Genomic DNA, 17,949 nt, shown 5'->3' on the forward strand with positions numbered 1-17,949 from the left:
GTAGAAAGGGGTTAAAAAATCTGGTACCGACATGGATGCGGAATTAGGTTTTGTTAACCATTCGATGGCAGCCTCTGCACTAGGCAATCACTGCTACCGGCCCGGATGGGTCGCGAAATGGTCCGGCGGCAGAAAAGGGGAATGAAATGCGTGTTCTGCTGATTGAAGATGACAGTGCAACCGCACAGAGCATCGAGCTGATGCTCAAATCGGAAAGTTTCAACGTCTATACGACGGACCTCGGCGAAGAGGGGGTCGATCTAGGCAAGCTCTACGACTACGACATCATCCTTCTCGACCTCAACCTCCCGGACATGTCGGGTTATGAAGTCTTGAGAACACTGCGCCTGTCCAAGGTGAAGACGCCGATCCTGATCCTTTCCGGCATGGCCGGTATCGAGGACAAGGTGCGCGGCCTCGGCTTCGGCGCCGACGACTACATGACGAAGCCGTTCCACAAGGACGAGCTGGTGGCGCGAATTCACGCGATCGTGCGCCGTTCCAAGGGTCACGCCCAATCGGTCATCACCACCGGCGACCTGGTGGTCAATCTCGATGCCAAGACCGTCGAAGTCGGCGGCCAGCGCGTGCACCTGACCGGCAAGGAATACCAGATGCTGGAACTGCTCTCGCTGCGCAAAGGCACGACGCTGACCAAGGAAATGTTTCTCAACCATCTCTATGGCGGCATGGACGAGCCGGAACTGAAGATCATCGACGTCTTCATCTGCAAGCTGCGCAAGAAGCTCGACGCGGCTTCCGGCGGCCAGAATTACATCGAGACTGTCTGGGGCCGCGGCTATGTGTTGCGCGAACCGGAAGATATTCGCGTCAGCGCCTGAGCGCAAAACGCCCGCCTCATTCGTTCCCCACGAAAAAACCCGGCCAAGGCCGGGTTTTCTTTATGCGTCGATGGCTGCGCGAATCAGGCCGCGACTTTCAGGGTGCGGAAGCGCTCGAGCAATTGCGGCCGGTTGAACGGCTTCAGCAGATAGCCTTGGGCCCCGGCGCGCTTGGCCCGCATGATCGAGGCGACATCGAGCTCGACCAGCGAAATCAGGATCTGGGGCGCTATCGGCGTTTCCATGGCGCGCACACGGCGGATAAAATCCACTGCCGGCATGTCGGGCAGGGCGCCGTCGACGACAATGACATCAGGCATGTCGGCCGCGCACATCTCGACTGCGTCAAACCCGCTGGCTGCTTCGATGACAACCATGTCGGAGCCGCCAAGGATGCGCTTTGCAACCTTGCGGATGACGCTTGAATCGTCGACGAACATGCAGCGTTTCATTCGGGGTCCTCTTTGCCATGCGGACGATCTGGCAGCGGGGCATCTGGGCTGTACCCTAGACCGATCTGGTAAAGAAGCCGAAAAGCCATTAGGTAAAATTTTTGCAAAGATGGTCTTTGCTGCGATTTATTCGCAGATGCTTTCGTCGATCTGACGAAAAATTCCAGTTTAAATGGATTTTTTTGTCGGGACAGTATTGCCCGAAGGTAATACTTAAAGTTGTCTTGCTGACAACGGAAAGCTATCCATAAGCCCGCTTCACGACCTTATGGATAGTCCCTCGACTGTAAATCTCAGGCCGCGGAAAAAGCGATTTCTTCCGCCGTGGCGTGGATCGAGATCGTCATGTTGGCTTCGCGCGCCAGGAGCAGCGTGTAATAGGGCTGCACCGAATGGGCGTCGATCGGCTCTTCGGGCTTGTTGCCCGAGTGCAGTTCCAGGAATTTGGGCGGCACGCGCAGCATCGGGCCGCTGGCGGCAAGCGAAAAACGCGGCTCGGTTTCGAGATTCTCCAGCGTGACGGTCAGTTTGCCGCCACGCGGAATGGCGGCATTGGCGACAAGAAGGAGGTTGAGCAGAAGCTTGACCTTGTTCTTGGGCAGCAGCGCGCGGGTGCCATTCCAGACAAGTTCGGGTTTCTCGTTCTTGAGGAAGGCGATCGCAACGGCCTCGGCGTCGCCAGTGTCGATCAGCATGCCGGCGGAGCCGGCGGCGCCGAAGGCGATGCGGGCGAACTGCAGGCGGGCGGAAGCATTCTTCGCGCTCTGGCGAATCAGCTTCATGGCGTCTTCGTCGGCGCCGCCTTCATCGAGCAGCTCGAGCCCGTTGTTGATGGCGCCAACCGGCGAAATTATATCGTGGCAGACCCGGCTGCACAAAAGGGCCGCGAGGTCGGGTGCGGAAAGAGTGAACAGATCGGCCATCGGTGAAAATCCCTGCAAAACTTCACAACTCATGGCCGGGTGATCGTTCGTCACGCCTGCCCACACGAATCACGCTTTTCTCCCCGGGATCCTGAATACACAGTGCCCGTGCGAGCGGCAACAAAACCAAAATCGTCGTTATCGCAAATGGTGCGTTCGCGCAGGGTACGACTGACTGAGCGGTGCGAAAACCAGCCTTCGAACCGCCATCTTCATGTGAGAGCTTAATGGTTGAAAAAGAATTACGGCATAGTTTGCCCGTAACAGTCATCCTTAACGGCCGCCAAAGAGCCGTACGGGTGCGAGGCGTCGGCGAAAGTGCTCCATGACGGAGATTGGAAGCATGTTTTCCCGATATAACGGCCGGACTCTTTTCCGCGTCATCACAATGACGATTGCGCTCATGGGTGTTCTCGTCTTTTCAACCTCGGCCCTGCGGGCCCAGGAATACACCGCTCAGGAGATCGTTGATTCCGGTCACAAATTCTTCGGCGCGACATCAGGCGGCCTGGCGACCGTCGTCGAGAAGATTTTCGCTTCGTACGGGCTGCCGAATGGCTATCTGCTCGGCGAAGAGGGGTCGGGCGCGCTGATCGGCGGCCTGACCTATGGCGAGGGCACGCTCTATACGAAAAACGCCGGCGATCACAAAGTGTTCTGGCAGGGCCCGTCGCTGGGCTGGGATTTTGGCGGCGAGGGCTCCCGGGTCATGATGCTGGTCTACAATCTCGACGATGTGGGCAATCTGTACAACCGCTATGGCGGGGTGGCTGGTTCCGCCTATGTGGTCGCCGGCGTCGGCTTCAACGTGCTGAAGAACAACAATGTGCTGCTGATTCCGATCCGCACAGGCGTCGGCGCCCGGCTTGGCGTCAATCTGGGCTATCTCAAGCTGACCGAGCGTGCCACCTGGAACCCGTTCTGAGCCGCATGCGGCCTGTCTTCCGGGTCAACGACAAGACTGTGAATCCCACCGATTGCTGCGGCAGACCCTTGCCGCAGCGCTGGATTTCCGTCATGCGAACGTGGCACAGTTCTGTTCTGGCAATTGGTTGCCATCCATACGGGTTGTCGCTTTGGTTCAGTCGATCCTGTTCTTTGCCCTTGGCTTTCTCGTTGCCGGTTTCCTGGCGCTGCTTGTGGCGCCGGCAATCTGGCGCCGCGCCGTTGCGCTGACGCGCAGGCGCGTCGAGGGCTCCATGCCGCTGACGCTTCCCGAGATCCAGGCCGACAAGGATCGCATCCGCGCCGAGTACGCCATGATTACGCGGCGGCTGGAAATCGATGTTAAGTCCCTGCGCGCGAAAGCGGCCGAACAGCTCGTCGAGATCGGCCGCGGCCGCGAAGCGCTGAAGGGCCTTGCGGTCGAGCGCAAGAACAAGAACGAGGCTCTCGCCGAACTCGAAGCCAAAAGCGATGCGCTGCGGCAGCGCGAGGAGCAATTGCAGCAGCTGTCGGAGCGGATGACCGAGACAGAGCGCAAGCTGGAGAAGCGGGCCCTGGAGCTTGAAAAGCTGGAACACATGTATGACGACGCCAGTTTCTCGTCCAGCAGCCGCCAGATCGAATTGGTGGCGCGCGAATCCGAACTGCAGAAACTGGCCGACGACATCGCGGCGTTGCGCGCCCAGCGCAAGGAGGCTGACCGGCGCAGCCAGGAGATCGTGGCGGAGAGCAAGGCGGCGCGCGACGCGTTGAAGGCCGAAAAGAAGCGAACCGGTGAGCTGGACAAGAAGATCGAGCGTCTGCTGGCAACGCTGGCCGATCGCGAGGACAAGCTTGAGCGCCGGGAAAAGGAGCTGACGCGGCTGCGTGAAAAGACGAAGGGCGAGAGCGTGGACAATTCACCGGCCCTGCGGCTGGTCGGGACGCCAGGCGATCAAGGCGCCAAGGGTGAGGATATCGAAAAGGCGATCGCCAGGCTCGACGGTGATCGCGAGCGGCTGGAAGCCAGGTTGACGGCGCTGGCGCGTGAGAACAAGCGGCTGAAGACGGACCTTTCCGCCTTCGAGGCAACGAAAGCCGCCAATGGCAACGATGCCAGCCATGCCAGCGCGGCACTGCGCGAGCAGATGAACGAACTGGCGGCGGAGGTCGTCAATCTGACGGCGAAGCTCGAGGGACCGGATTCGCCGATCGCCAAGGCGCTGGCAACCCCGCAGGACGTGCGCCCGTCCAGTGGCGAGCGCAGCCTCGCCGATCGCGTACGGGCACTGCAGAAAGCCGAATCGACCAACTGACGAGGCCGCGGCTCTTAGCTTGCGCCGACGGCTGGGCATCACCACGTCATAAGACCATGATGCTCTATACCGCTCTATCAATCGCCGTGTTGGCGGCTTGGCGCTTCCATCCGTTGCTTTTTGCGTTCCTCGACTGGTTAACCTCATTGTCCACGGCCGCGAGGATGGCGCGCCATGCGCGATCGAAGGCCACCGGCGCCCCCGTGCCGCTGGCCGATGATATGGAACCCTTGAGGATTGACGTTGCGCCGAGCGAGACCGGCACGACACGCGCTGTCGCGCCGCCGAAAGCCCGCCGCTTCTGATGCCGTGCGTCAAACGTGTGAAAAATGATGCAGCGCGATGGCCGATGCCGCCGCGACGTTCAGGCTGTCGAACCCCTCGGCCATGTCGATGCGAACCGTATGGAGTCGCTCGAGCAGGTTTTTCGGCAGGCCTTCACCCTCGGTGCCGAGATAGAGAGCCAGCCGTTGCGCCGCCTTGGCCTGGCGAATGTCGGTTTGTCCGCTTGGTGACAGCGCGAATTGCTCGAAGCCTTGAGCGGCAAGCGTCGCCATGAAGCTGGCGGTGTCGGTGAAGGTCGCGAAGGGGACTTTCAGTACGGCGCCGACGGAAACGCGGATTGCCTTGCGGTACAGCGGATCGCAACAGGTTTCGTCCATCAAAACGGCATTGGCGCCGAAGGCCGCGGCGTTGCGGAAGATCGAGCCGATATTGTCGTGGTTGGCGATGCCGACGGGCACGACGACCAGCGCGCGGGCCGGCAAGGTGCCCAGGAGGGCTTCGGCGGACAGGTCGACGCCCTTGCGGCCCATGGCCAGGATCCCGCGATGCATATGGAAGCCGGCGATCCTGTCCATGACATCGCCGGCCACCACATAGACAGGAAGGTCCGAGGGCGCCTTGCACAATGTGTCGGCAAGGCCGGCCAGGCGGTTTTCGAGGATCAGCACCGACTCCGCCGCGAAGCGCTTGCCCGAGAGCAGCATGTGCAAAACCACCTTGCCTTCGGCCATGAAGCAGCCCTGGCGCCCGACGAGGTCACGCTCGCGTATATCGAGATAGGCGGCGACACGCGGATCATGCGGGTCGTCGATACGAATGGGGACCATGCATTCCTCGGTGGCGCGTCGGCCCGACGATCAGGGCCGATATTCGGATAGCACGACGCATGGTTTCAAGGCGACTTGTCCCCGGCAAGGGGTCAGTCGCCTTGAAAATCACGGCAAGGCATGCGCATCAGGACGCTTCCCGGTCAAGCCGGGCCGGTGAGGCCAGGCCGGTCAAGCCCTGGCGCGGCGAAGGCCATAGGCCGCCTCGGGCTGTTTGCCCTGACCGAAAATGCCGTCCAGCATGTCAAGCAACTCATGCACGGCTTCGGACTTGCACGAATAGTAGATCATCTGCCGGTCGCGCCGGGTGTCGACGAGGTCCAGGGCGCGCAGTTTGGCGAGATGCTGTGAAAGCGCGGACTGGCTGAGCATCACCTTCTCGGCAATGGCGCCGACCGACATTTCACCGTCGGCGAGGTAGCTCATGATCAACAGCCGCTTCTCATTGCCCATCAGCATGAGGAACGCGGCTGCGGATTCGGCGTTGGCGATTAGCTTTGTCGAGACCATTGATCCCCCATGTCTTTCTGCTGACCGAACGCTATGGGGGCAATAGCGTCTGGTTCCATAGATTAACTCGTTAAATCGCGCTGGCGATTCAGTGTCGATGTAAAAGGTAGAACATTTCTCTCAAATCTCAAGGCTTGCTTTCGATCCTGCGCGATTAACTGTCTGGCTATGCATGGTCCGCTGCCCTGCCGGCCTTGGCCATATCGACCAGAACATGCCGTAATTTGTCGGCGGTCTCCAATGGACTGGGGAAGAAAACCCGGCAAGTCTCGTCGCCCGCTACCAGGTCCATGCCGTCGGCATCAAAGCCGGTGAGGGTCCAGCCATTGCCCGCTGACTTGGCAAAATGTTGTGCATAAACAGCGATCGCATCAAGATGGTCGGCGTTCATGTGATCGAGCGCCGATTGTTCGCTCGCGGCAAGCGCCTCGACGATCGGCCCGGCGGTGATCAGGTCGGCACGATCGAGCAAATAGGCCTTGCCGAAACCGCCGTTCAGGCTGGCGCGCTCCGGCTCGAGGCGAAAAATCGAAAAGTCGCCAAGCCCGGCATACAGTTTTGCCTTCGGATTGCGGTTGAGATAGCGCCGTTCGGCGTTGGCGTGCCCGCTCGATCCGCGCTCCAGCCGAACCGCACGACAGACCAGCGTCAGGCGCGGATGCGCCAGGGCGTCACCCCTACCAGGCTCGCCGACAAGCAGGGAACAGCGCGGGTCGGCGAGGATCGCGCCGGTGTGCGCGGACAGCATCGAGACCAGGATCAGCGGCGCGCCGTCAACGTCGGTGGCCACGCCCACGCGGCTGGCCAGCGGTGCCCCGGTGCCAGGCTCGATCACGGCCAGGGCGCCGAAACGGGCGCTGCGGACCAACGTCTTCGCCAGCCGGATCGCCTCGGCGTCGGTTTCGCGAATCACGTCCTTCTTGCGATCTTCCAAAATTGTCGTCCTGCTAAGTTGATTTGTCTCATCCACTTATCAGACGTTGGCGTCCGGTTTGGCAAGGGCAAGCGTTTTTTCATGCCTGCCGTTATTCCAAAACCGAACCGCGTTTTGCGCAATCCCTTATTTCGGCGCCATGCGGATGGCGCCGTCGAGGCGAATGGTCTCGCCGTTGAGCATCTGGTTCTCGATGATGTGCAGCGCAAGCGCCGCATATTCCGAAGGCTCGCCCAGGCGCGACGGGAACGGCACGGCGGCGCCGAGCGAATCCTGCACCTCCCGCGGCATGCCGGCCATCATCGGCGTCTTGAAGATGCCGGGCGCGATGGTGCAGACGCGGATGCCGGAGCGGGCGAGATCGCGCGCCACCGGCAGCGTCATGCCGACCACGCCGCCCTTGGAGGCGGAATAGGCGGCCTGGCCGATCTGGCCGTCATAGGCGGCGACCGACGCCGTGTTGACGATGACGCCGCGCTCGCCGCCTTGGAGGGGGTCGAGCTTCGCGGCCCGGTCGGCGACAAGGCGGATCATGTTGAAGGTCCCGATCAGGTTGACCTCGATCACCTTGCGGTACTGGTCGAGCGGATGCGGGCCGTCCTTGCCGACCGTCTTCACGCCGATGGCGATGCCGGCGCAATTGACGAGGATGCGCGGTTCGCCAAGTCTGTCCGCCACTTCGGCAAGCGCGGCCGCGCCACTGTCTGCGCTGCTGACATCGCACTGGACAGCGATGCCGCCGATATCGGCGGCCACCTTTGCCGCGCGCTCGATGCCGACGTCGAAGATGGCGACCTTGGCGCCTTTCGCGGCGAGAGCCCGCGCCGTCGCTTCGCCGAGCCCCGACCCGCCGCCGGTGACGATTGCAATGTGGCCGCTCGGGTTCATGTCAATCTCCTCCACCGGATGGCAATACGCTGCCTTGCCAAGGCGGCATAACAGCACCCGGATGGTCAGGCAATCGCGGGCATGTGCGCGCCGACCTTCGCCTGGCTGGCATGGCAGACTTCGCCGGTGAGCCTGGCGACGGCGCCCGGCACGATCTCATGCGACAGCAGGCGGTCGAGATCGACCGGTCTTGGCATGGAGATCTGCCCGCGCGGGATACGCTTGAAGCCGAGCGGGCCGTAATAAGGCTCGTCGCCGACGAGCATCACCGCCGGCGCGCCGGCCTTGGCGGCGGCTTCCAGCGCGATCGCCACCAAGCGGCGGCCGATGCCGAGGTTCTTGTAGGCCGGCCGAACGGCAAGCGGCCCAAGCATCAGCGCGCGGCCGGCGCCGGCGGCGATGCGGGTCATGCGCACCGAGGCCACGACGATATCGCCATCGACGGCGACAAAGGACATCGACCGCTCATGGCCGCCGGCCTCACGGATCTTGTAGGCGGCTAGCACAAAGCGGCCAGGTCCGAAGGCTTCGTCGTTTATGGCTTCGATCTGGAGGTCGTGCGCCGGGGTTTCCGGCAGGTATTTCACGTCGGCAAGGCTCATGGTCTTTGCGTTCCGGTATGCGAGGAAGGTTTGCTGCAAACGGCAGCATTCGCCAGTCAGCGCTTCATCAAGCGCGGGCGCCCTTTCGTCGTCGGTCAAACCGGATCAAAGCAAAGTCGAACATGCGGATTTCCCGCTAGCATCAATTTTCGGCCACCGCAATCTACCGTTCTGCTGGCCCTATCGATTGACGATCTGTTCAGCGCGGCGGGTTTCCGCATGGCGGCGCCGTGTCCTACATGGAGTGCGGGGACGAAAGGAAGCGACATGGGATTGCTCGTCGAAGGCCAATGGCAGGATCGCTGGTACGATACCAAGGAGAGCGGCGGCAAATTCGTCCGCTCGCAATCGCAATGGCGCGACTGGATCACCCGGGACGGTAAGCCGGCCGAAGGCCGCAACCGCGGCTTCAAGGCCGAGCCCGGCCGCTATCACCTCTATGTCTCGCTCGCCTGTCCCTGGGCGCACCGGACGCTGATCCTGCGCGCGCTGAAGCGGCTCGAGGACATCGTCTCGGTTTCGGTGGTCCATCATTTCATGGGCGCCAATGGCTGGACGTTTTTGGCCGAGGACGGCGCCACCGGCGACACGCTCCACGGCCTCGACTTCCTGCACCAGATATACACCAGGGCCGATCCCGCCTATTCGGGCCGGGTGACGGTGCCCGTGCTGTGGGACAAAAAGGAGCAGACCATCGTCTCCAACGAATCCTCCGAAATCATCCGGATGCTCAATTCAGCCTTCGACGAATGGGGCGATGCCAGCCTGGATTTCTACCCCGAGGGCCTGCGCGGCGAGATCGACGACATCAACGCTCTGGTCTACCCGGCGGTCAACAATGGCGTCTATCGCGCCGGCTTCGCCACCACGCAAGCGGCCTATGAGGAAGCGTTCGGCGAGCTGTTTTCAGCGCTCGACACGCTGGAGGACCGGCTGTCGCGGCAGCGATATCTGGTGGGAGACCGCATCACCGAGGCCGACTGGCGGCTGTTCACCACGCTGGTGCGCTTCGACCCGGTCTATGTCGGGCATTTCAAGTGCAACCTGCGCCGCGTCGCGGATTACCCGAACCTGTCGAACTATCTGCGCGATCTATACCAGGTGCCCGGTGTCGCCGGCACGGTAAACCTGCATCACATCAAGGCGCATTATTACGGCAGCCACGAAACGATCAACCCGACGCGGATCGTGCCGGTAGGGCCGGAACTGGACTATGCCGCGCCGCATGACCGGGGGCGGTTCGGGACGAGCTAAGGGATGGCTTCATGCCTGTGCGGCCGTGCGGGCGGATCCGGTTTAGCCGGGGAGGTTTGCCTCTCATGGTTTGAATAGCGCCCAGCCTGAATAGCCTAGTGCGACAACACCAAATATCGACACCAAGATCATGACGCTGTCTGGCCAGAAATGAATTGGAAGTTGTTGAGAGTTGATATTGGTCGCGGTGAATCTCCATACGATAGACTGACATGCGGCCACGATCAGTGTTGAAAGTATCACGAACCGCCAATATTCCTGCCTTGTTGGAGTGCGTTTGAAGCGCGTATGGAATTTAGCCAAAGTCTCCTTTGAGGCAGAGAGGGCGGGAATAAATATGATATAAAAATTATTTTGTTTTATCGGTCCGATGTGAAAGTAAAATAATATATAAGATAAAATAAGAAGCGGTATCACCATCAAAAGAAATATACAGGTAAATCGGCCGAAAACAGCGCCGTTGACAGATTCCAATGCAGCTGCTCCAGCTGGTTCAACCTCAAGCAGTATAATGTCGGCCAGCGAGATTTCAGCTGGAAAAACATTTCTCAACTTTCACTTTATGTTGAATTTCGACCAATAGGCCGATGCGCGGTATGGCTCGCCGGGCGGTTGGGGATTTGAGCATCGCCGATGTCCGCAAACGAGCGAGACCCTATTGGGAGGTCTCGGCGTTGATACGAGCCTGTCTGGCGAGCTTCACTTTGAGGAAACTCTTACCGATACGGCTGGAGAAACCCGCCGCATTGGAGACGAAGATGAGCAGTCCGCCAAACAGCAGGATAAGAATCCAGCCGACGGCGGGGAAGGCACCTCCTCCCGGAATAGCTCTACCCATAACAGGCCAGACATTCACCGACTGTATTTTTCTAGACAATCATGGAATCGCACCCGCATATTATTCCGGAATAGTATAGTTCAAGATTTTTCAAATAGGCAAAGCAAGTCTACCAGTAGGGCGACACTGGTTCATTCTGAAAAATCTCGGTGATCCGCCGCAGCGTTGCGGGCGTCGTCCCCTCCGGCAGGCGATCGAACGGGAAAAAACCGGCCTCGGCGATCTCGTGGTCGGGCAGCTTCGGCGTCGTCTGGGTGAAGCTTTCGATCAGGTACAGGCCGACATGGTCGCGGCGGCTGGCTCGGCTGTTGAAATGCATGGATCTCAGCACAGGCGGGGCGGTCAATGCGATGTTGCCCTCCTCGGCGAGTTCGCGCGCCAGTGCCTCGGCCATCGTTTCGCCGACCTCGACGCCGCCGCCCGGAAGCTGCCAGCCGGGCACGTAGGTGTGGCGGATGAGGAAGATGGAACTGGTTGACGCGTCGTGGATCAGGCCGCGAACGCCAAGCGTCATCGGCCGCCGCAGCACGAAATAAAGGTGGAACAATCGTCCCCTCAAGCCCGCCCAGCCTGTCTGGCGCGAAGCGATCTCGGGATCTGTCGCCATCAGTAGCGAAACCGTGGGTGGAAAGCCGCGCGCGTGTCGCCTATGAAGGGTCCATGTTCAGGCTTGCGCATATTTCCGATGTCCATCTGGGGCCGCTTCCGGATGTATCCTATCGCGATCTCGCCTCCAAGCGCGTGCTCGGCTATGTGAACTGGCAGCGCAACCGTCGCCGCCATATGCATGACGCCGTCATCGACGCGATCGTCGCCGATATGAAGGCGAGCAGCCCGGACCATCTCGCCGTCACCGGCGACCTGGTCAATCTGGCGCTCGACGGCGAGATCGAGATGGCCAGGCACTGGCTGGAGACGCTGGGTTCGCCGCATGACGTGTCGGTGGTGCCGGGCAATCACGACGCCTATGTTCCCGGCGCCTTCGACAAGATCTGCCGCTCCTGGGCCGCGTGGATGACCGGCGACGGCGTCAATGCGCCGGTCGACCGCAATGCCTTTCCCTACCTGCGCGTGCGTGGCGAGGTCGCGCTGATCGGCGTCTCGACGGCAAGGGCCACGGCGCCCTTCATGGCCAACGGCTTCTTCATGGAAGGGCAGGCCGAACGGCTGGGAACGATGCTCGACCGGACGAAAACGCAAGGCCTGTTCCGGGTGATCATGATTCATCACCCGCCGGTGCGGGGTGCCGTTTCGCAGCACAAGCGGCTGTTCGGCATTTCCCGTTTCCATAAGGTCGTTCGCCAATACGGGGTGGAGCTTGTGCTGCACGGTCATTCGCATCTGCCGTCATTGTCCTTCATCGGCGGGCGCGGCTTGAAAATCCCTGTGGTCGGCGTTGCCGCCGGAGGCCAGGCGCCGGGTGGCAAGCATCCGGCGGCGCAATACAATATGCTTGATATCGATGGCGAAAAGGGCAGGTGGCGGATACGGCTCACCCGACGCGGCCTGACCGGGCCCGCAATACCGCCCACTGACCTGCAAACGCTGGAACTCGGCGTCGAAACGTCGCCTCAACTGGTCAGAAGCTGATCTTCATCGCCAGGATACGGTCCCAGAAGAACACGACCGACGCGACGAGACCGACCAGGGCACCGGCTGCGATCAGGCCAAGCCCGGAAAGGAAAGCGGACCAGATCTTGCCGCGCGTGGCCGTGCGCAGTGGGGGCTCGGCCTCCGGAACCGCGGTGCGTTTCATGCCGGTGACAGCGGGCTCGGCCCCGCCCTCCATCATTCTCTGGCGCTCGACGACGCGTTCTGCGACGTAGCGCGTTACCTGGTCGGCGACCGGCTTCATCTCGGTCGATTCGGCGAGGACCACACGGCCGATCCTTGTGTCCTTCAGGAAGCGGTAAGTACGGCGGTCGCGGCCCATGGCGACATGGCTGACGGCGTCGATCCAAAGGCGCGGCTGGAGGCCCGAGGAGAGAGCAAAGTCGAAATTGTCCATGTCCGTGGGCACATCGGCAAAGACGGGCGCCAGTTCCGCGGCAAGCAGTTCGAGGCGCATGCGATGCGCCTCGCGCATATCGACGACAACGTCGTCGCGGTCGGCAAAGGCATTCTTCACGTCACGGATCGCGTCGGACAGTTTTCGCGACGGATCGATGGTGGAGATTTTTTCGCCTGCATCCTTCATCGGCGTCTGCCTCGCGGTTTGGTTAACCACCGGTTAACACAGCCGCGGGGAAATTGCACTGGCGAGATGACTGGGAAGCGGGGGCGATCAGCCTGCCGCGGCGGCCAGTCCCGGGCGGACGGACCGGCTACGGCGGCTGGTGTTGCGGCGTATGATTTGGGCAACGAGTTCGGGCGCTTCCTCCACCAGCATATGGCCAGCTTCCAGCACATGGTGCAGATGGAAGTGGGCCGGCAGGTCATCGGCCTGGGTGACCGGCAGCACCGTGTCGTCGCTACCCCAGGCCACCATCACCGGCATGCTCAACGCCTCAAGCCATTCGCGCGGGATGACACCCTGCCGGTCGTCGCGGGTCATGGCTGCGGCGATCTCGACAAGCCTGGGCGTCTGTCCGGGGCGTCCGCGCATATCATGCAGGACATTCACCGTGTCTTCCGCCGGCATTGGGTGCGGACCCGACATGGCGGCAAGGCAGGCGCGGATTTCGTCCTTGTCCACGGCGCCAGCGAAGCGGCGCAACAACGCGGCGTTGATCTCGTGTCCAAAGCCTCCCGGCGCCAGAAGCGTCAGTGACGCAACCCGTGCCGGCTCGGCTGTTGCCATCAGCGTGGCAATTGCTCCCCCCATCGAGTGACCGACGAGGTGGGCACGCTTTATCCCGCGCGCCGCCAGATCGGCAAGAACGGCGTTGGCCGCCACCTTGGCCGGACCGGCGCCTGGGAAATCCAGTGAAAGTCCGTGGCCTGGCAGGTCATAGGCCAGCGTCCGCGCGCCATTCGCCAACGCCCCGGTCACGCCGCGCCATGAATCGTGACCGCCGCCGAAACCGTGCAGCAAGACGATGACTTTCGACCCGGCGCCCTGTTCGGCGGCGTAAAGTGATGAGATCATGAAAGCGGGTGGCTTCAAGACAATTGGGACATCAATCGTGGCGAGACGTCAATTGTGGCTGGAGTGCTCCTTGTCCAGCACGATAGCCAGTAAAATCTTCGCGATTGGTCGGCGAAGTCAAAGAAGTGATCTTGGCTAATTTTAGCTGGCGCTACCCAAGCCGGCGGCACGCAGGGCCTCGACCAACCGGTCGGTCAGATCGGCGGGGTATCGCCTGTCGACGAATGTCGCGCGCGGATCGGCCGCGAATTTCGGAAACTTGGCCGTCAGCTCGTCGAGAAGCCTGGCTGCCAACGCGTCGCGCCCAAGGACCTTGGCGCTGATCAGCCGGGCGGCCAGATAGTGCGATTTCGTTGCCGTTGTTCTCAGCGATGTGCTGGCGGCGGCCGCCTTTTTCATGTCGCCAAGCATGAATTCACCAGCGAAGAGCCCGAAATCCCACCAGGTGGGGTGCCCGCTGGACGTCTCCACCGCATGCGCCATGATCGGTGTCCCCTCGGCATACTTGCCTGCAAAGATCAGCCCGTAGCCATAGGCCGCGGCCATTGCCAGGTCATAGGGGTTGAGTTCGTAGGCCTTGCGCATCCAGACGATGGCCTGCTCGGCATTGCCCACACGCGAATTGATGTAGCCAAAGGCGCGGTGCGCATAGGGGCTGGTCGGTCCCATCTGTACGCCGCGATGGGCGAACATGAGCGCCTTGTCGACCGATGCGTCGGGCGGATAGGCATAGTGGTCGCTGACCGCTTCGAGATTGAGGGAGGCGAGTTCGGAATAGACGAGCGACGATTTCGCGTCCCGGTTGGCAAGGCTCTCGAGGCAGCGATAGGCGGCCTCGTGCGTGTTTGCATTCTGGTCGAGATAATATTTGTCGTTCAGTATCAGGCATTGTGTCAGTTCGGTCTGCAGGCCGCTCTGCTCGATGTAGTTGTAGATGGTGCCCGAGGCCGGGACGGCGGAACTCAGGATGGCGGCGACGCTGTCCGCGACCTTTGAAGGGGCGCTGTCGGCGGTAGTCAGGCTACGCGACATCAGGACACGACCGCTGGCGACGCTCTGCAGCTCGAGGGTGATACCGTCCGCATCCGGGCCCGGCATGATGTCGAACACGAAACTGGCGGCGTCCGCGACGGGATCTGACGACCTGTCGGCATCGCGGCTGATGAAGTTGACGGTGTCGAAGCCGGTCAGCCCGGCGCGCAGCGAGGCGGCGACCCGGCCGGCTTCGGGGCTGTTGGTCCTGATGGCGATGTAGACAAGCGGAAGGGTTTCCACTGGCGCCGTCGCTATGCTGTTGGTCGCTCCGGCGGTCTCGATCGTTGCCGGTGTGTCGCTTCCTGCCAGCAGGGTTCCGGTGCCTTGCCGCAGGATGAGCACCCCCAGCATGACAATGACAAGGGCTATCGCCGCCCAGAAGAACTGGAGCTGCCTCAGCACCGAGACCGTGGGCGCGGCTGGCGGGGGCGTCGGCGTCGCGGGAGGAGCCGGCGAAACGGTCGCATCAGCGCCGACATTTGCGTCGGCGGGCTGTTCGAGCGAGGTGGTGGCAATCGCAGCCGGGGAGGCGATGGGCTCTACCGGCTCTGGCAAGTGGATGGCGTTGAGCTCATAGGCTGGGACATAGCCGCCGCGCGGAATGGCGATGCGGACGGGCTCGTCAATCCCCTCGCTGGCGAAGTACTGCTGCAGAAGTTCGCGCAAGCGTCCTGCCTGCACGCGCACCACCGCATCGGTCGACGAATCGAAATCGCCATCCTTGCCGAAAACATCCATCGCGATGGAGAAGCCCTTGAGCCGGTCGGCTTCGCCGGCCTGCTCGCGCTCGACAAGGTAGCGGAGCAACTCGCGCGCACGCTCGGAGCGTCCGAACGTTTCGCTGGCGAGCAGTCGCTCAAGTGTTTCGCGCACTGCGGGGGCGGCAGGCGTGGCATGCTGCAAGTGTCGATCCTCTCGAAGTCGGCACAGGTTAAGGTCTGATCATATAGGTCCCGCACGGAGGTACAAGCGTGCCGATATTATGTGATCACGTACCTCACCGGAGAATTTTCCGGTGGTTAACGCATGGCCGGCAAACTGTTTCGGCTTGCCGGCCATGCGAAAGTCAGTCCGTCTCGAGCGTCGGGAAGGTCCCGTCAGGACATGCGCAACGCCAACGGATGTAAGATCAGCCAGCCTTGCGGCTGATAATCCGGTTGGCGGCGGACACCACGGCTTCCAGCGAGGCGGCCACGATGTTGGTGTTGATGCCGGCGCCGAACAGCTTGCCACCGGGATATTCCATCTCGACATAGGAGATGGCGGAGGCGTTCGAGCCGCGCTGCATCGAGTGCTCGGAGTAGTCGAGCACCGACATCTCCACGCCGACATGGCGCGACAGCGCATCGACGAAGCCGTCGATCGGGCCGGTTCCGGTTCCGGTTATCGTGACTTCCTTGCCGTTATCGAGGATGACTGCTTCCACCACGCGCCGGCCCTTGACCTCGGTGTCGGGATAGGTGTGGTGGTCGAGGAATTTCAGGCGCGCGCCTGGCTGGTCGACATAGGTTTCGAGGAAGCGCTCGTAGATGCGCTTGGCCGGCACCTCCTTGCCTTCCGCATCGGTGATCGCCTGGATCTCCTGGCTGAATTCGATCTGCAGGTTGCGCGGCAGGTTGAGGCCGTGGTCCGCCTGCAGCACATAGGCGATGCCGCCCTTGCCGGATTGGGAATTGATGCGGATGATCGCCTCGTAGCTGCGGCCGACATCGGCCGGGTCGATCGGCAGATACGGAACCTCCCACAGCGGCGTGTTCGCCTTCTTCAGCGCCTTCATGCCCTTGTTGATGGCGTCCTGGTGCGAGCCGGAAAAGGCGGTGTAGACCAGTTCGCCGACATAGGGATGGCGCTCCGGGATGCGCAACTGGTTCGAATATTCGTAGACGTCCTTCATCCGGTTGATGTCGGAGCAGTCCAGTTCCGGATCGACGCCTTGCGTGTACATGTTGAGCGCGAGGTTGACGATGTCGACATTGCCGGTGCGTTCGCCATTGCCGAACAAGGTTCCCTCGACGCGGTCGGCGCCGGCCATCAAGGCGAGTTCGGTGGCGGCGACGCCGGTGCCGCGATCATTGTGGGGATGCAGCGAAATGATCAGGTTGTCGCGGTTGTCGAGGTGCCGGATCATCCATTCGATGCGATCGGCGTAGACGTTCGGAGTCGAGGATTCGACCGTCGACGGCAGGTTGACGATCAGCTTGTTGTCGGGCGTCGGCCTGACGATCTCCGTGACGGCGTTGCAGATCTCCAGCGCCACTTCGAGTTCGGTGCCAGGAAAGCTCTCCGGCGAGTACTGGAAGCGGTAGCCGCCGCCGGCCTTCGCGGCCATGTCGGTGATGAGCTTGGCGGCGTCGGTGGCGATCCGCTTGATGCCGGCAACGTCCTTCTCGAAGACGACGCGGCGCTGCAATTCGCTGGTCGAATTGTAGAAGTGCACGATCGGGGTCTTGGCCCCCTTGAGCGCCTCGAAGGTTCGGGTGATGAGTTCGGGGCGGCACTGCACCAACACCTGCAAGTCGACATCGTCAGGCACATTGCCTTCCTCGATGCACCAGCGGGCGAAGTCGAAATCCGTCTGCGAGGCCGACGGGAAGCCTATCTCGATCTCCTTGAAGCCCATGTCGAGCAACAGGGCCAGCATGCGGGCCTTGCGTTCGTGGCCCATCGGGTCGATCAGCGCCTGGTTGCCGTCGCGCAGGTCGACCGAGCACCAGATCGGCGCCTTGTCGATCACCTTGGAAGGCCAGGTGCGGTCGGAGAGCCCGACGGTCGGATAGGGCTGATACTTTCGGACAGCGTCGGGCATGCCCCGTGCGGCGTCCTTGCCGGCCGTGGCGGTATTCGAACGGATATCTTCGCGTGCGTTCATTGTCTTGTCTCCCGGCGGCTCGCGGGTCCGCTTTCAGGCGGATTTGGTGCCGAGCGGCGCCTTTACCAGAATTTCAGTCGCTGATTGTGAATTGCCAAGGAGCATGCGCGTGAGCGGCGGTTCGACCGCCGGGCGCTCCTTCAGCGAACCCGGCGATCGCCGATAAGGCCGAGAAGAAGCAGGGTGGAAGCAAGCGCGCGCACGGTCTGGCCGGAAAAACCGGTCCGACGAGAAGCGACGGATGGGGCGCGCGTGTTCATGGCGGTTCTCATACAGGAGCCGCCAAAGGGAGGCAAGTGGGCTGCTGGCCGCCAATGAGGGACGCTCTTTCCCATGCGCGGCAAATGCGCCACACTTGGCGG

19 protein-coding genes are annotated in these 17,949 nt (G+C 61.8%); 6 read left to right on the top strand and 13 right to left on the bottom strand.

The genetic code is table 11. The features are described 5' to 3' along the window. The first annotated feature begins 146 nt into the window (after window positions 1-146). Entirely contained in the window at window positions 147-842 is a 696-nt protein-coding gene (ctrA, locus tag ACO07C_RS23545) for a response regulator transcription factor CtrA (RefSeq protein WP_006203583.1), read from the top strand. Between the two features lie 83 nt (window positions 843-925). On the opposite strand, the gene ACO07C_RS23550 is transcribed toward ctrA, so the two are convergent. Next, window positions 926-1,294 (bottom strand): response regulator, encoded by a 369-nt coding sequence (locus ACO07C_RS23550; RefSeq protein WP_421916565.1) that lies wholly within the window; start codon window positions 1,292-1,294, stop codon window positions 926-928. 293 nt (window positions 1,295-1,587) lie between these two features. After that, a complete protein-coding gene (gene chpT / locus ACO07C_RS23555) occupies window positions 1,588-2,217 on the bottom strand; it encodes a histidine phosphotransferase ChpT (protein WP_421916566.1) in 630 nt (209 codons plus the stop codon). Between the two features lie 343 nt (window positions 2,218-2,560). Between chpT and ACO07C_RS23560 the strand changes: the two genes are divergently transcribed. The 3 genes from ACO07C_RS23560 to ACO07C_RS23570 all read left to right on the top strand — a co-directional run bounded on the left by ACO07C_RS23560 (window position 2,561) and on the right by ACO07C_RS23570 (window position 4,762). Next, window positions 2,561-3,142, top strand: coding sequence for a DUF1134 domain-containing protein (locus ACO07C_RS23560; protein ID WP_421916567.1), 582 nt, complete (start codon window positions 2,561-2,563; stop codon window positions 3,140-3,142). A gap of 151 nt (window positions 3,143-3,293) precedes the next feature. Next, window positions 3,294-4,457, top strand: coding sequence for a hypothetical protein (locus ACO07C_RS23565; protein ID WP_421916568.1), 1,164 nt, complete (start codon window positions 3,294-3,296; stop codon window positions 4,455-4,457). Between the two features lie 56 nt (window positions 4,458-4,513). Further along, a complete protein-coding gene (locus ACO07C_RS23570) occupies window positions 4,514-4,762 on the top strand; it encodes a hypothetical protein (RefSeq protein WP_421916570.1) in 249 nt (82 codons plus the stop codon). A gap of 9 nt (window positions 4,763-4,771) precedes the next feature. Here the strand turns inward: ACO07C_RS23570 and ACO07C_RS23575 are convergent, their stop codons facing one another. From ACO07C_RS23575 to ACO07C_RS23595, 5 genes are all read right to left on the bottom strand, one after another. Next, the gene (locus tag ACO07C_RS23575; protein ID WP_421916571.1) at window positions 4,772-5,569 is read right to left on the bottom strand and encodes a TrmH family RNA methyltransferase; all 798 of its coding nucleotides are present in this window, start codon (window positions 5,567-5,569) and stop codon (window positions 4,772-4,774) included. 171 nt (window positions 5,570-5,740) lie between these two features. Next, a complete protein-coding gene (locus ACO07C_RS23580) occupies window positions 5,741-6,079 on the bottom strand; it encodes an ArsR/SmtB family transcription factor (protein ID WP_421916572.1) in 339 nt (112 codons plus the stop codon). Between the two features lie 166 nt (window positions 6,080-6,245). Then, a complete protein-coding gene (locus tag ACO07C_RS23585) occupies window positions 6,246-7,013 on the bottom strand; it encodes a HugZ family protein (RefSeq protein ID WP_421916573.1) in 768 nt (255 codons plus the stop codon). A 126-nt stretch (window positions 7,014-7,139) separates the two neighbouring features. Then, complete coding sequence (locus tag ACO07C_RS23590) at window positions 7,140-7,901, bottom strand: 3-hydroxyacyl-CoA dehydrogenase (protein ID WP_421916574.1); 762 nt, start codon at window positions 7,899-7,901, stop codon at window positions 7,140-7,142. A 65-nt stretch (window positions 7,902-7,966) separates the two neighbouring features. Next, window positions 7,967-8,503 (bottom strand): GNAT family N-acetyltransferase, encoded by a 537-nt coding sequence (locus ACO07C_RS23595; protein ID WP_421916575.1) that lies wholly within the window; start codon window positions 8,501-8,503, stop codon window positions 7,967-7,969. 267 nt (window positions 8,504-8,770) lie between these two features. Here ACO07C_RS23595 and ACO07C_RS23600 point away from each other — a divergent pair, with 267 nt between their 5' ends. After that, window positions 8,771-9,757 carry a glutathione S-transferase family protein gene (locus ACO07C_RS23600; RefSeq protein WP_421916576.1) on the top strand — a complete coding sequence of 329 codons (987 nt, stop codon included), beginning with the start codon at window positions 8,771-8,773 and terminating at the stop codon, window positions 9,755-9,757. Between the two features lie 63 nt (window positions 9,758-9,820). Here the strand turns inward: ACO07C_RS23600 and ACO07C_RS23605 are convergent, their stop codons facing one another. Next, window positions 9,821-10,309, bottom strand: a complete 489-nt coding sequence (locus ACO07C_RS23605; RefSeq protein WP_421916577.1) for an ABZJ_00895 family protein — start codon at window positions 10,307-10,309, stop codon at window positions 9,821-9,823. A gap of 395 nt (window positions 10,310-10,704) precedes the next feature. Continuing rightward, window positions 10,705-11,202, bottom strand: a complete 498-nt coding sequence (locus ACO07C_RS23610; protein ID WP_421916578.1) for an NUDIX domain-containing protein — start codon at window positions 11,200-11,202, stop codon at window positions 10,705-10,707. A 53-nt stretch (window positions 11,203-11,255) separates the two neighbouring features. On the opposite strand from ACO07C_RS23610, the gene ACO07C_RS23615 reads away from it, so the two are divergent. Then, window positions 11,256-12,185: a metallophosphoesterase family protein gene (locus ACO07C_RS23615; RefSeq protein WP_421916579.1), complete on the top strand. Its 930-nt coding sequence runs from the start codon at window positions 11,256-11,258 to the stop codon at window positions 12,183-12,185. On the opposite strand, the gene ACO07C_RS23620 is transcribed toward ACO07C_RS23615, so the two are convergent. The 4 genes from ACO07C_RS23620 to leuA all read right to left on the bottom strand — a co-directional run bounded on the left by ACO07C_RS23620 (window position 12,175) and on the right by leuA (window position 17,587). Continuing rightward, window positions 12,175-12,792: a hypothetical protein gene (locus tag ACO07C_RS23620; protein ID WP_421916580.1), complete on the bottom strand. Its 618-nt coding sequence runs from the start codon at window positions 12,790-12,792 to the stop codon at window positions 12,175-12,177. The genes ACO07C_RS23615 and ACO07C_RS23620 overlap by 11 nt on opposite strands. Before the next feature lie 87 nt (window positions 12,793-12,879). Further along, window positions 12,880-13,683, bottom strand: a complete 804-nt coding sequence (locus tag ACO07C_RS23625; protein ID WP_421916581.1) for an alpha/beta fold hydrolase — start codon at window positions 13,681-13,683, stop codon at window positions 12,880-12,882. 141 nt (window positions 13,684-13,824) lie between these two features. After that, a complete protein-coding gene (locus ACO07C_RS23630) occupies window positions 13,825-15,621 on the bottom strand; it encodes a tetratricopeptide repeat protein (RefSeq protein ID WP_421916582.1) in 1,797 nt (598 codons plus the stop codon). Window positions 15,622-15,847: 226 nt separating this feature from the next. Further along, entirely contained in the window at window positions 15,848-17,587 is a 1,740-nt protein-coding gene (gene leuA / locus ACO07C_RS23635) for a 2-isopropylmalate synthase (protein ID WP_421916583.1), read from the bottom strand. Between the last annotated feature and the right edge of the window lie 362 nt (window positions 17,588-17,949).

This window comes from Mesorhizobium sp., from assembly GCF_965229135.1.
GTDB lineage: Bacteria > Pseudomonadota > Alphaproteobacteria > Rhizobiales > Rhizobiaceae > Mesorhizobium.

Coding starts and splice junctions, on each gene's coding strand:
- leuA (WP_421916583.1), bottom strand. CDS start 17,587: ATGAACGCACGCGAAGATATCCGTTCGAATACCGCCACGGCCGGCAAG.
- ACO07C_RS23550 (WP_421916565.1), bottom strand. CDS start 1,294: ATGAAACGCTGCATGTTCGTCGACGATTCAAGCGTCATCCGCAAGGTT.
- ctrA (WP_006203583.1), top strand. CDS start 147: ATGCGTGTTCTGCTGATTGAAGATGACAGTGCAACCGCACAGAGCATC.
- ACO07C_RS23560 (WP_421916567.1), top strand. CDS start 2,561: ATGTTTTCCCGATATAACGGCCGGACTCTTTTCCGCGTCATCACAATG.
- ACO07C_RS23620 (WP_421916580.1), bottom strand. CDS start 12,792: ATGAAGGATGCAGGCGAAAAAATCTCCACCATCGATCCGTCGCGAAAA.
- chpT (WP_421916566.1), bottom strand. CDS start 2,217: ATGGCCGATCTGTTCACTCTTTCCGCACCCGACCTCGCGGCCCTTTTG.
- ACO07C_RS23580 (WP_421916572.1), bottom strand. CDS start 6,079: ATGGTCTCGACAAAGCTAATCGCCAACGCCGAATCCGCAGCCGCGTTC.
- ACO07C_RS23590 (WP_421916574.1), bottom strand. CDS start 7,901: ATGAACCCGAGCGGCCACATTGCAATCGTCACCGGCGGCGGGTCGGGG.
- ACO07C_RS23615 (WP_421916579.1), top strand. CDS start 11,256: ATGTTCAGGCTTGCGCATATTTCCGATGTCCATCTGGGGCCGCTTCCG.
- ACO07C_RS23610 (WP_421916578.1), bottom strand. CDS start 11,202: ATGGCGACAGATCCCGAGATCGCTTCGCGCCAGACAGGCTGGGCGGGC.
- ACO07C_RS23600 (WP_421916576.1), top strand. CDS start 8,771: ATGGGATTGCTCGTCGAAGGCCAATGGCAGGATCGCTGGTACGATACC.
- ACO07C_RS23575 (WP_421916571.1), bottom strand. CDS start 5,569: ATGGTCCCCATTCGTATCGACGACCCGCATGATCCGCGTGTCGCCGCC.
- ACO07C_RS23595 (WP_421916575.1), bottom strand. CDS start 8,503: ATGAGCCTTGCCGACGTGAAATACCTGCCGGAAACCCCGGCGCACGAC.
- ACO07C_RS23625 (WP_421916581.1), bottom strand. CDS start 13,683: ATGATCTCATCACTTTACGCCGCCGAACAGGGCGCCGGGTCGAAAGTC.
- ACO07C_RS23570 (WP_421916570.1), top strand. CDS start 4,514: ATGATGCTCTATACCGCTCTATCAATCGCCGTGTTGGCGGCTTGGCGC.